The following is a 12,715-nucleotide window of genomic DNA, read 5'->3' on the forward strand; positions in this document are numbered from 1 at the left end:
GGCCCGCCCGTCCGGCACGGCGGGCCGTGGTCGCGGCGCCCGGCCCGGCGGTCGTGTCCGTGCGCCGGCCGCCGGTCTCCGTCATCAACGGCGGGCGACCGGATCACCCCGGGCGGGTGGCGCGTTCGAGCAGTTCCAGGATGTGCTCGTAGCGGCGGCCGGTCGCCCGGGTCATACCCAGCTCGCAGGTGCGGTTGGCCGAGGCGTACCCGGCATGCTCGCGGGCGGTCACCTCGGCCGCCTCGGCCGCGGTGGCCGAGGCGGTGAGCTCGGGCCGCAGCAGGCCGCGGTCACCGGCGAAGGCGCAGCAGCCCCAGTCGACCGGCACCAGCACCTCGCCGGACATCCGGCGGGCGATCGCCGCCAGCTTGGCGTCGATGCCGAGCCGGGCGGTGGAGCAGGTGGGGTGCAGCGCGATGGACGGCAGCGGCGCGGTGACCTCCAGCCGGTCCAGCACCCGGTCGTGCACGAACTCGACCGCGTCCACGAAGCGCAGCGCGACGCCGTCCGGGCCGCCGGCCGCGACACCGGCCGGGACACCGGCTGGGACACCGGCCGGGACACCGGCTGGGACACCGGCTGGGACAGCGTCCGGGCCGGCGCCTGGAACGCCGTCCTGGGCGGCGGCGGCGCGCAGCCCGGCCAGGCCCTCGGTGCAGGAGGCGGCATCGCAGACCACCGGCAGGTCGCCGCCGCGCGAGGCCGCGGCGAGCACCGGCAGCACCGCGCCGGCCATCCGGGCGTGCCCCCGGTCCAGGCCTTTGGACTTCCATGGCGTGCCGCAGCACAGCGCCGCGACGCCCTCCGGCACGGTCACCTCGACGCCGGCCCGCTCGCACAGCGCGAGGAACGCGGCGCCGGCGCCCGGGCCGTCACCGGCCGGGCCGAACATGGCGCCGACGCAGGCCGGGAAGAACACCGCCTCGGGCGCCCGGGACGCGCGGGGCCGGCGGCGGGCCCCGCCGCGCGGCAGGCCGCGGTCGTACCGGGGGACGGCGCCGGCGCCGAGCAGCGCCCGCCCGGCCCGGGTCGCGGCCGCGGCCGGGCCGGGCAGCGCGCCGGCCGCGGTCAGCGCGGCGCCGCCGGCCCGCGCCGCCACATCCCAGTGCCGGGCGGCGGCATCCCACAGCGCCTCGCCGGCGGCACCGGCCCGCTCGCCGCGCAGCCGCCGGACCAGGGCCCCGGTGTCGATGCCGACCGGGCAGGCGACCTGGCACATGCCGTCGGCGGCGCAGGTGTCCAGGCCGTCGTAGTCGTAGTCGGCGGCCAGCTCGGCCAGCAGGCCGTCGTTCCCCGCGTCCCGCGCGGCGCGCATCTCGCGGCGCAGCACGATGCGCTGCCGGGGGGTGAGCGTGAGCCGCCGGGACGGGCAGGCGGGCTCGCAGTAGCCGCACTCGACGCACCGGTCGACCTCGGGCTCCACCGGCGGCACGGTCTTGAGGTCGCGCAGGTGGGCCTCGGGGTCGTCGGAGATGACCACACCGGGGTTGAGGACGCCGCCGGGGTCGAACAGCCGCTTGATCTCGCACATCACCTCGTGCAGCTCGTCGCCGTACTGCCGGCGCAGGAACGGGGCCATGATGCGCCCGGTGCCGTGCTCGGCCTTCAGCGAGCCGCCGTTGCCGAGCACCAGCTCCACCATGTCCTCGGTGAACCGCCGGTAGCGCTCCAGCGCCGCCGGGTCGTCGAAGCGCTCGTTCAGCAGGAAGTGGACGTTGCCGTCCTTGGCGTGCCCGAAGATCACGCTCTGCTCGTACCGGTGGGTCTCGAACAGCTCCAGCAGCCGCTCGCAGGTGCCGAGCAGCAGCGGCACCGGCACCACCACGTCCTCCAGCAGGGCGGTGGTGCCCGGCGGGCGGGCGCCGGCGACCGCGGTGTACAGGCCCTTGCGGATCTTCCACAGCGCGGCGCGCTCGCCGGCGTCCTCGGTGAAGGCGACCGGCGCCACCACCTCCAGCCCGCGCAGGACCTCCTCGCCGGCGGCGCGGCGCGCGGCGACGTCGGCCGGGGTGGGGCCGAGGTACTCGATCAGGAAGGCGGCGTGCCCGGCCACCCGCAGCGCCGACAGCTCCGGCGTGCTGTCCGGCGAGCGCCGGGCGACAGCGAGCGAGGTGGCGTCCATCAGCTCGATGGTGGCCAGGCCGGCGCCGGTCAGCGCGGGCAGCGCGGCGGTGGCGGCGCGCAGGCTCGGGAAGATCGCCAGGGCGGTGGCCGCGGCCGGGTGGGCCGGCACCGTGCGGAAGGTGGCCTCGGCGACGAAGCCGAGGGTGCCCTCGCTGCCGACGATCAGCCGGGCCAGCACGTCCACCGGCCGGTCCCAGTCCAGGAAGGCGTTGACGCCGTAACCCATGGTGTTCTTCATGGCGAACAGCCGGCGGATCGTGCGCACCGACTCGGGGTTGCCGCGCACCCGGTCGCGCAGCCCGGCGAGCCCGTGCCACAGCCCGGGCGAGAGCGCGCGCAGCCGCTCGTCGGCGTCGGGGGCGCCGCTGTCCAGCACGGTGCCGTCCGCCAGCACGACCACCAGCGAGTCGAGCGTGCGGTAGGTGTTGAACTCGGTGCCGCAGGCCATGCCGCTGGAGTTGTTGGCGACGATGCCGCCGATCGTGCAGGCGACCTCGCTGGCCGGGTCGGGGCCGAGCCGGCGGCCGTACCGGGCCAGGTGGGCGTTGACCTGGCGCAGCGTCGCACCGGGCTGGACCCGCACCCGGGCGCCGCCGTCGAGCACCTCGACGCGCTGGAAGGCGGCCCGGGTGTCGGCCAGCACGCCGCCGGTGACGGCCTGGCCGCTGAGGCTGGTGCCGCCGGAGCGGAAGGTGACCGGCGTGCCGCGCTCGCCGGCCTCGCGCAGCAGGCGGGCCAGCTCGCCGGTGTCGCGCGGGGTGGCGACGGCCCGCGGGACCAGCAGGTAGTGCGAGGCGTCGTGCGCCATCGCCAGCCGGTCGGTCATCCGCGAGCTGACCGGCACCTGGTCGTGCTCGCGCGGGGGGCGGCTCATCGGCCGCGGCCGCCGGACGCGCGGTCGTGCACGACCGTGTAAGTGCTGCGCAGCGCCTCCATCGATTCATCGTAGGAGGCCCGGGCGACCGCGGTGAACAGGCAGTCCACCACCATGAGCTGGGCGATCCTGCTGCCGAGCGCGCCGGAGCGGAACCGCGTCTCCCGGGCCGCGGTGGTGAGGACCACGTCGGCGCCGGCCGCCAGCGGCGAGCCGGGGAAGTTGGTGATCGCGATGGTCCGGGCGCCGGCCCGGCGGGCGATGGCCAGGAACTCGACGGTGTCGGCGGTGCCGCCGCTGTGCGAGATCGCGATCACCACGCATTCGGGGTCCAGGGTGGCCGCGGACGTCCATGCCGAGTGCGGGTCGCGCCAGTTGATGGCGGTGCGCCCGATCCGGGTGAGCTTCTGCTGCAGGTCCAGGCCGACGAACGAGCTGGCGCCGACGCCGAAGCTGTCCAGCCGGCGGGCGGCGAGCACCAGCTCGACGGCCCGGCCGAGCGCGGCGACGTCCAGGGTGCGCGCGGTGTCGGCGATGGAGAGCGTCTCGGTCATCGCGACCTTGGACACGATCTCCGGCAGGGTGTCGTCGCGCTCGATGTCGCCCGAGCTTTCCGGCAGGTTGGCGACGGTGAGCCGCTCCCAGGTGACGTCCCTGGTCAAGGCGATGCGGAAGTCCTTGTAGTGGGCGTAGCCCATCCGCTTGTAGAACCGCACCACCGAGGTGGTGGACGTGCCGCACCGGGCGGCGAGCTCGGCGATGGACAGGTTGGCCGCCTCCGCCGGGGCGTCCACGAAGATCTGCGCGATCCGGCGCTCGGCGGGCCGTAACCCGGGTAGCGCCGAGCGGATCCTTACCAGCACCGTCCCGGCGTCCTCGCGGCCGCCTGCCTCTCCGCTCATGGCGCTCCTGTCGTCGTCTGTGGAAAGAAATTACACAACCGGCCAGTTCCCGTGTACTTTTATTACCAAGTTGAACCACGGATGCTTCCTGGGTGACCGACGCGCGCCCGGTGCGCGGCATCGTCAGCACCCCCGAGGAGACCCTATGCGGCACCCATCCCGAACGACCTTCCGCGCCGCCGCGGCCGCCGGCGCCGCCGCGCTGCTGGCGCTGGCCGGCTGCTCGTCGTCCTCCACCTCCGGCGGGGGCGGGTCGGCCTCCGGCGGCGGGGCGGGCGGCGGCACCCTGGTGGTGGGCGTGACCTCCGACCCCGACACGCTCTTCCCGTGGAAGGCCACCCAGTTCCAGGCCGTCAACGTGCTGCAGAACCTGTACGGCACCCTGACCGAGCTGGACAAGGACCTCAACACGGTGCCGGGCCTGGCCACCGCCTGGAAGGCCTCCGACGAAGGCCGCACCCTCACCCTGACGCTGCGCGAGGGGGTCACCTTCGCCGACGGCAGCGCCTTCGACTCCGCGGACGCCAAATCCTCGCTGGACAAGATCATGGACGAGGCCACCGCCGCGGTCGCGGCCTCGACGCTGGCCTCGGTGAAGTCCGTCCAGGCCCCCGACCCGCGCACCCTGGTGCTGAAGCTGAACGCCCCCGACGCGGCGCTGCCGTCCAACCTCGCCTCGGTCAACGTGGCCATGCTCTCCTCCGACGACACCGAGGCCGCGCTGACCGCCAAGCCGAACGGCACCGGGCCGTTCACCCTCAAGGGCCGGGTCGCCAGCCAGTCGCTCACCCTGGCCGCCAACCCCAAGTACTGGGGCCAGGAGAAGCCGAAGGTGGCCGCGGTCGAGTTCCGCGTCATCCCCGACGAGTCGTCCATCGTCTCGGCCATGCAGTCCGGCAACGTCCAGCTCGCGGTGTTCAACGACCCGCTGGTGGCCAGGACCGCGGCCACCGGCCAGGTCTCGGTGGCCAAGACGCCGCAGCTCAGCTACCACGCCCTGCAGCTCAACTCCCGCCGGGGCGAGCTGGGCGACAAGGACGTGCGCCTGGCGATCCAGTGCGCCGTCGACCGCGAGCAGGTGCTGCAGACCGCCGCCCTGGGCGAGGGCGAGGTGACCGGCCCGATCACCTCGCCGGCCTTCCGCTCCGACCCGGCGCGGCGCCCCTGCCCGACCCGGGACCTGGCCAAGGCCGCCGAGCACCTGGCCAAGGCCGGCAAGAGCGGCGGGGTGACCATCAAGACCATCGTCTCGCAGGGCGAGTACGCCACCTCGGTCAACGAGGCGCAGAGCCTGAAGGCCCAGCTCGCCGAGGCGAAGATCAACCTGGACCTGGAGGTGCTGGAGTCCGGCGCGTTCGTGGACCGCTGGGTCGCCGCCGACTTCGACGCCGCCGTCGCCCTCAACGGCGGCCGCCCCGACCCCGACGGCATGTACGGCCGTTACTTCACCAGCAAGGGCAACCTGAACAAGGTCGCCGGGTACAGCTCGCCGGAGCTGGACCGGCTCTTCGAGCAGGGCCGGACGACCACCGACCAGGCCGCCCGCAAGGCGATCTACGACAAGGTGGCCGCCGAGCTGGAGGACAACGCCGCCTGGGTGTGGCTGTTCGCCGGGTACAACTACACGGCCACCGCGTCGGGCGTCCAGGGCTTCACCCCGATGGCCAACGGCTCCCTGCAGTACCTGCGCACCACCACCGTCCAGTAGCCGCCCAACGACGCGGGACGCCGGGCCGGCGTCCCGCGGACCAGGACCGGAGGCACGTTGCGTAAGATCATCCACCACCGCGCCGCGCGGCGCGGCGCGGGCATCGCCGGCACGCTGTCCGGCGTGGCCGTGCTGGTGTTCGTGATGCTCCGCGCCATCCCCGGCGACCAGATCACCGCCGGGCTCGGCACCGAGGCGGCCGCGCTCAGCCCGGCCCAGCGGGTGGCGCTGGAGCGCTACTACGGCCTGGACCGGCCGCTGGTCGCCCAGTTCTTCTCCTGGATCGGCAACGTGCTCACCGGGAACCTCGGCTACTCGGCGCGCGCCCAGCGCAGCGTGCTGGACCTGACGCTGCACTCGCTGCCGGTGACCCTGGAGCTGGCCGTGCTGTCCATCGTGCTCGCCCTGCTGATCGGCGTCCCGCTGGGCATGCTCGCCGCCTCCCGGCCGGACGCGCCACGCGACGCCTTCGGCCAGCTGGTGAGCCTCGCCGGGCTGTCGATCCCGGCGTTCCTGCTGGCCACGACGCTGCTGTCGGTGCTGGCGTCCTCCTACGGCTTCAACCCCAACGGGCAGGGGTTCGCCACGCTCGCCGAGAACCCCGGGCTGAACCTCCAGCAGATGTTCCTGCCCGCCCTGGTGCTCGGCTTCGGCATCGCCGCGCCGATCCAGCGGACCACCCGCACGGCGGTGCTGGAGATCCGCTCCGACGACTTCGTGCGCACCGCGCGCGCCAAGGGCGTGCCGCCGCGGCGGCTGCAGATCCGGCACGTGCTGGGCAACGCGCTCGTCCCGATCACCACGATGACCGGCCTGCAGTTCGGCTACCTGCTCGGCGGCGCCGTGGTGGTCGAGCAGATCTTCTCGGTGCCCGGCATCGGCCGCCAGGTGCTGCTCGGCATCCAGCAGAAGGAGTACGCGGTGGTGCAGAGCACCGTGCTGGTGATCGCCCTGGCCTTCGTCGTGGTCAACCTGCTGACCGACGCCCTCTACCGGGTCATCGACCCGCGGGTGCGCGCCTCGTGACCGCCGGGACGACCGCCGAGACGGCCGCCGTGGACGAGCCGCGGGCGCGCCGGCTGCGCGGGCTGGTGCGCAGCGGATCGGGGATCGCCGGGCTGGTGCTGATCGCGGTGCCGGCCGTGCTGGCCGCGCTGTCCTTCCTGGGCCTGCTGCCCTACGATCCGGTCGCGCAGGACCCGCCGGCGCGGCTGCTCGGGCCGTCGGGAGAGCACCTGCTGGGCACCGACCAGTTCGGCCGGGACGTCTTCTCCCGGGTCGCGGCCGGGGTGGCCGCCTCGGCGCTCATCTCGGTGGTCGCGGTCGCCTTCGCCGCCGTGCTCGGCACCGCGGGCGGGCTCGTCGCCGGTTTCTACCGCGGCGCGGCCGACGGGGTGATCGGCGGGGTGACCAACGTGCTGTTCGCCTTCCCGCCGCTGCTGCTGGCGCTGTCGCTGGTGTCGGTCTTCGACCGCAACTGGTTCACCGTCGCGGTCGCCATCGCCATCGTGTACGTGCCGATCTTCATCCGGGTGACCCGGGGGCCGGTGCTGTCGCTGCGCGAGATCGAGTACGTGAAGGCGGCCACCAGCACCGGCCAGAGCCGTGGAATGATCATGCTGCGGCACGTGCTGCCGAACATCACCTCCATCATCATCGTGCAGGTCGCCCTGTCCCTGTCCTGGGCGGTGCTCACCGAGGCGTCACTGAGCTTCCTCGGCCTCGGCACCCCGCCGCCCGCGCCCTCGCTGGGCTCGATGATCTTCGAGGCGCGCACGCTCGTGCAGATCGCCCCGTGGACCATGATCGCGCCCGGTGTCGTCGTCGTGCTGCTCGTCGCCGGGCTCAACCTGCTCGGTGACGGGCTGCGCGACACCTTCGACCCAAGGAACCGAGGAAAGCGTTGACCGTCGATCCGCGGGCCCCGCTCGCCCACCTCGCCACCGAGGCGGCCGATCCCCGGTTCGCCGGGATCGACCGGATGAGCGTCGCCGACCTGGCCGCCACCATGAACGACGCCGACGCCTCGGTGCCGCGCGCGGTCGGCCGCGCGCTGCCGGAGATCTCGGCGGCCATCGAGGCGGCGGCCGCCCGGATGAAGGCCGGCGGCCGGCTCGTCTACGTGGGCGCCGGCACGCCCGGCCGCCTCGGGGTGCTGGACGCCTCGGAGTGCCCGCCGACCTACGGAACCTCGCCCGAGCAGGTCTTCGGCATCATCGCCGGCGGCCCGAGCGCCCTGCTGTCGGCCTGCGAGGGCGCCGAGGACGACGAGGACGCCGCGGCGGCCGCGATCGACGACGCCGGCGTCGGCCCGCTGGACACCGTGCTCGGCATCGCCTCCAGCGGGCGCACCCCCTTCGTGATCGCGGCGGTCCGGCACGCCCGCGGCCTCGGCGCGCTGACGGTGGGGCTGTCCTGCAACGCCGGCACCCCGCTGAGCGAGGCCGCCGAGCACCCGATCGAGGTGCTGGTCGGGCCGGAGGTGGTCAGCGGCTCCACCCGGCTGAAGGCCGGCACCGCGCAGAAGCTGGTGCTGAACATGTTCTCGACGATCATCATGGTGCAGCTCGGCAAGACCTACGGGAACCTGATGGTGGACGTGAAGCCCACCAACGACAAGCTGCGCGAGCGGGCGGTGCGCATCGTGCGCGCCATCACCGGCGCCGCGCGGCCGGAGGCGGTCGCGGCCCTGTCGGCCAACGACCACAACGTCAAGCAGGCGGTCGTCGCGCTGCGCCTCGGGGTGAGCCCGGCCGAGGCGGCGGCCCGGCTGGCGGCCGGCGGCGGGCGGCTGCGCGACGCCCTCGGGGAGGCGTGATGAGGATCATCGGCATGATCTCCGGCACCTCGCACGACGGCATCGACGTGGCGGTGGTCTCCTTCGCCCTGTCCGGGGACGCCCTGCACGGCACCGTCGAGCACACCGCGAGCACCCCCTACCCGCCGGAGCTGCGTGCCCGGCTGGCCGCCGCGCTGCCCCCGGCCGCCACCACGATGGCCGAGGTGTGCGAGCTGGACACCCTGATCGGGCAGCGCTTCGCCGAGGCCGCCGCGGCGGCCGCGGCCCGCACCGGGCCCGCCGATCTGATCGTCTCGCACGGCCAGACCGTCTACCACTGGGTGGACGGCGGGCACGCCCTGGGCACCCTGCAGATCGGCGAGCCGGCCTGGATCGCCGAGCGCACCGGCGTCCCGGTGCTGTCCGGGACGCGCATCCGGGACATCACCGCCGGCGGGCACGGCGCGCCGCTGGTCTCGCTGCTCGACGTGCTGCTGCTGGCCGGGCACCCGGGCACCGCCGCCGCGCTCAACCTCGGCGGCATCGCCAACATGACGGTCCTGGACGGCGCCGGCCGGCCGGCCGCCCACGACATCGGGCCGGCGAACGCCCTGATGGACGCGGTGGTGGCCGGCGACGGGCTCGATCCGCGCGGCTTCGACGCCGGTGGCCGGCTGGCCGCGGCCGGCACGGTGGACGAGCGGCTACTGGAGGTGCTGCTGGCCGAGCCGTACTACCGACTGCCCGCGCCCAAGAGCACCGGCAAGGAGCTGTTCCACCTCGGCCACGTCCGCGACGCGCTGGCCAGGGCCGGGCGGGAGACCGGCGGCGCCGACCTGGTGGCCACCCTGGCCGAGCTCACCGTGCGCACCGTGGCCCGCGACGTGGCGGCGAGCGGCGCCGGCCTGCTGGTGGTCTCCGGCGGCGGGGTGCGCAACCCGGTGCTGATGGCGGGCCTGCGCCACGCGCTGCCGCAGGTGCGGGTGGTGCCGTCGGACGAGTACGGCGCGCCGGCCGACGACAAGGAGGCGATCGCCTTCGCGCTCATCGGCTGGCACACCGCGCACGGGCTGCCGGGGACCGTACCGGCCGGCACGGGGGCCCTGGCCGCCCGGGTCCTCGGCAGCCTCACCCCCGGCGCCGGGCCGCTGTCGCTGCCCGCGCCGCTGCCCGCGCCGCCCAGGTCGCTGGTGCTGGCCCCGCCGGCGGCCGGATGAACGCGCTGCTCGACGCGGCCCGTTCCCTGGTCGTCCATCCGCCGCCGGCGGTGCCGCCGGGCCCGGCCGGCGCGCGCCACCACCTGGCCGCACCCCCCGGGGCGGAGTCCGGCACGTCCGGCGGCGCCCCGGGCACCCGGACCGGCACGCCGCGGGCACCGGGCCGCGAGCCGGGAACGCGGGACGGCGGGCCGGGAGCGGTCGAGCCGCCGGCCGGGGTGGTGCTGGCCGCTCGGACGCCGTGGTTCGAGCTCACCGGCCACGCCGGTCACCGGACGGCCCGCTTCGACGGCGGCGTGCGGGCCGGTGCCGAGCCGATGACGATCGGCACCCACCACGACCTGGCCTCGGTCACCAAGATGCTCGCCACCACCACCGCGCTGATGCGGCTGGTGTCCGGCGGGCTGGTCGGCCTGGACGTCCCGGTGCGCCACTACCTGCCCCGCTTCGCCGGCGGAGACGAGGTCACCGTGCGCGACCTGCTGCTGCACCGGGCCGGGCTGTGGGAGTGGTGGCCGCTCTACATCGCGGCGGATCAGGGCGGCGACGCCGAGGCGGCCGGGCGGCTGGCCGAGGAGCTGCCGCCGCGCCACCGGCCGCGCACCGCCCGCCACTACTCCGACCTGGGGTTCGTGCTGCTGGGCCGGATCGTCGCCCGGGCGAGCGGGCTGCCGCTGGACCGGGCGGTGGCCGCGCTGGTCACCGGGCCGCTCGGCCTGCCCGCCACCCGGTACGCCGCCCCGGCCGGGACCGAGGTCGCCACCGGCGCCCGTGACGACCGGGTGGAGATGGCGATGCTGGACACCGGCCGCCCGTACCCGACGCCGTACCGCGCCGCCGACTTCACCCGGTGGCGGCGCGGGCCGGTGCACGGGCAGGTGTCCGACGGCAACGCCTTCCATGCCCTCGGCGGCGTCTCCGGGCACGCCGGGCTGTTCTCCACCGTGCCCGACCTGCTGCGCTACGCCGGCGCGCTGGCCGGTCCCGAGCCGCTCGGCGGGCTGGTCCGCCCGGAGACCGCCCGGGAGTTCTTCGCCCCCGGCCCGGACGAGGGCCAGTCCCCCGGCTTCCGCCGGTACCGGCTGCGCGCCGCCGGCGAGACGCTCACGGTGCTCGGCCACCCCGGCTACGTCGGGTGCGCCGTAGGCTTCGTCCCCGGCCGGGACATCGCCCTGGTGCTGGCGGCCAACCGCCTGCTGGTCACCGGCGCGCCGGTGCCCACCGACGCGCTCTGGCACGCCCTGCTGGCCGCGGTCGCCGCCCAGATCGACCAGGCCCGGCCATGACCCCCACGATCCCCACGATCCGCCCCGCTCCCCCGCGACGCCACCGATGACAGGGGTCCCCATGACGAGCACCGAACCGCTGCTGGCCCTCCGCGACCTTTCGGTGGCCTTCCGCACCGGCGGCCGGGAGGTCACCGCCGTCCGGAACGTCTCGCTCGACGTGCCGGCCGGCCGGACGCTGGCCATCGTCGGCGAGTCCGGCTCCGGCAAGTCGACCACGGCCGCCGCCGTCAACCGGCTGCTGCCGGACAACGGCCGGATCACCACCGGCCAGGTCCTCTTCGAGGGCCGGGACCTGGCCCGGTTGCGCGAGCGGGAGATGGTGGCGGTGCGCGGCGCCGGCATCGGACTGGTGCCGCAGGACCCGATGTCCAACCTCAACCCGCTCATGCGCATCGGCGACCAGATCGCCGAGGCCCTGCTGGTGCACGGCCGCGCCGCCGGCCGGGACGCGCGCGCCGAGGTGGTCCGGCTGCTGGAGATGGTCGGCATCCCCGACCCGGCCCGCCGGGCCGGGCAGTACCCGCACGAGTTCTCCGGCGGCATGCGCCAGCGCGCGCTCATCGCGATGGGGCTGGCCTGCCGGCCACGGCTGCTGATCGCCGACGAGCCGACGTCCGCGCTGGACGTCACCGTGCAGCGCCGGGTGCTGGACCAGCTCGCCGGGCTGACCTCGGAGATGGGCACCGCGGTGGTGCTCATCACGCACGACCTGGCACTGGCCGCCGAGCGGGCCGACACGGTGGCCGTCATGTACCGGGGGGAGATCGTGGAGACCGGGCCGGCTGCGGAGATCCTCGCCCGGCCGCGGCACGACTACACCCGGCGGCTGCTGGCCGCGGCGCCGAGCCTGACCTCGCGCTCCATCGCCGCGCCGGCGCCCGCCCGTCCGGCCGCCGATCCACCGGCCGGTCCCGGTGCTCCCGATGAACCCGGCCCGTCCGGCGGGCCCGGTGTCTCCGGGCGAGGGCTCGCCGCCGCCCCGGACGGCACCACGTCCGGTACCGTACCGGGCGGCGCCGGCGAGCTGGTCCGGGTCGAAGACCTGCGCAAGGTCTTCCCGCTGCGGTCCGGTGGCACGGTCACCGAGTTCACCGCGGTGGACGGGGTGAGCTTCACCGTGCCCCGCGGCCGGACGGTGTCCATCGTCGGCGAGTCCGGATCGGGCAAGTCGACGACCGCGAACCTGCTGCTCGGCCTGACGGAGGTCACCGCGGGGCGCATCCTGTTCGACGGCACCGACCTGGCCGCGCTCGGCCGCCGGGACCTGTTCGCGTTCCGCCGCCGGGTGCAGCCGGTCTTCCAGAATCCCTACGCCTCGCTCGACCCCCGGTACACCGTGGAGAAGTCGATCACCGAGCCGCTCCGGGTGCACCGGGTCGGCGACCGGGCGAGCCGCCGCGCGGCCGCCGCCCGGCTGCTCGACCAGGTGTCGCTGCCCGCCGCGACGGCCGGGCGGTACCCGCACGAGCTGTCCGGCGGCCAGCGCCAGCGGGTGGCGATCGCCCGCGCGCTCGCCCTCTCCCCCGAACTCGTGGTCCTGGACGAGGCGGTGTCCGCGCTGGACGTGATCGTGCAGGCGCAGATCCTCGAACTGCTCGCCGAGCTGCAGCGCGAACTCGGCCTGGGCTACCTGTTCATCAGCCACGACCTGGCGGTGGTGCGCATGATCTCGCACCACGTGCACGTGATGCGCGAGGGCCGGATCGTGGAGAGCGGCACCCCGGCCGAGATCTTCGACGCGCCCCGCGACCCCTACACCCGGGAGCTGCTCGCCGCCATCCCCGGTGCCCGCCGCGCCGCCTGAGCGGCCCGGCGGGCGCTC

At 75.3% G+C, this 12,715-nt stretch carries 9 protein-coding genes; 7 read left to right on the forward strand and 2 right to left on the reverse strand.

Going from position 1 to position 12,715, the window contains the following annotated elements; all coding sequences use genetic code 11:
* Positions 1–103: 103 nt before the first annotated feature.
* Positions 104–2,998, reverse strand: a complete 2,895-nt coding sequence (locus Sru01_RS00400; RefSeq protein ID WP_239136649.1) for an FAD-binding and (Fe-S)-binding domain-containing protein — start codon at positions 2,996–2,998, stop codon at positions 104–106.
* Positions 2,995–3,900 (reverse strand): MurR/RpiR family transcriptional regulator, encoded by a 906-nt coding sequence (locus Sru01_RS00405; RefSeq protein WP_203981761.1) that lies wholly within the window; start codon positions 3,898–3,900, stop codon positions 2,995–2,997. The genes Sru01_RS00400 and Sru01_RS00405 overlap by 4 nt, the downstream gene beginning before the upstream one ends.
* Positions 3,901–4,045: 145 nt before the next feature.
* Between Sru01_RS00405 and Sru01_RS00410 the strand changes: the two genes are divergently transcribed.
* From Sru01_RS00410 to Sru01_RS00440, 7 genes are all read left to right on the forward strand, one after another.
* Positions 4,046–5,608, forward strand: a complete 1,563-nt coding sequence (locus Sru01_RS00410; RefSeq protein WP_203981762.1) for an ABC transporter substrate-binding protein — start codon at positions 4,046–4,048, stop codon at positions 5,606–5,608.
* A 57-nt stretch (positions 5,609–5,665) separates the two neighbouring features.
* On the forward strand, positions 5,666–6,634 hold the full coding sequence (locus Sru01_RS00415) for an ABC transporter permease (protein WP_203981763.1): 969 nt from the start codon (positions 5,666–5,668) through the stop codon (positions 6,632–6,634).
* The gene (locus tag Sru01_RS00420) at positions 6,631–7,515 is read left to right on the forward strand and encodes an ABC transporter permease (protein ID WP_239136651.1); all 885 of its coding nucleotides are present in this window, start codon (positions 6,631–6,633) and stop codon (positions 7,513–7,515) included. The genes Sru01_RS00415 and Sru01_RS00420 overlap by 4 nt, the downstream gene beginning before the upstream one ends.
* Positions 7,512–8,426, forward strand: coding sequence for an N-acetylmuramic acid 6-phosphate etherase (murQ, locus tag Sru01_RS00425; RefSeq protein ID WP_203981764.1), 915 nt, complete (start codon positions 7,512–7,514; stop codon positions 8,424–8,426). The genes Sru01_RS00420 and murQ overlap by 4 nt, the downstream gene beginning before the upstream one ends.
* The gene (locus Sru01_RS00430; protein WP_203981765.1) at positions 8,426–9,604 is read left to right on the forward strand and encodes an anhydro-N-acetylmuramic acid kinase; all 1,179 of its coding nucleotides are present in this window, start codon (positions 8,426–8,428) and stop codon (positions 9,602–9,604) included. Before murQ ends, Sru01_RS00430 begins: the two co-directional genes overlap by 1 nt.
* Positions 9,601–10,890, forward strand: coding sequence for a serine hydrolase domain-containing protein (locus Sru01_RS00435; RefSeq protein WP_203981766.1), 1,290 nt, complete (start codon positions 9,601–9,603; stop codon positions 10,888–10,890). The genes Sru01_RS00430 and Sru01_RS00435 overlap by 4 nt, the downstream gene beginning before the upstream one ends.
* Positions 10,891–10,951: 61 nt before the next feature.
* Positions 10,952–12,697, forward strand: coding sequence for an ABC transporter ATP-binding protein (locus tag Sru01_RS00440; protein WP_203981767.1), 1,746 nt, complete (start codon positions 10,952–10,954; stop codon positions 12,695–12,697).
* The last annotated feature ends 18 nt before the right edge of the window (positions 12,698–12,715 follow it).

This window comes from Sphaerisporangium rufum, assembly GCF_016863395.1.
Lineage (GTDB): Bacteria > Actinomycetota > Actinomycetes > Streptosporangiales > Streptosporangiaceae > Sphaerisporangium > Sphaerisporangium rufum.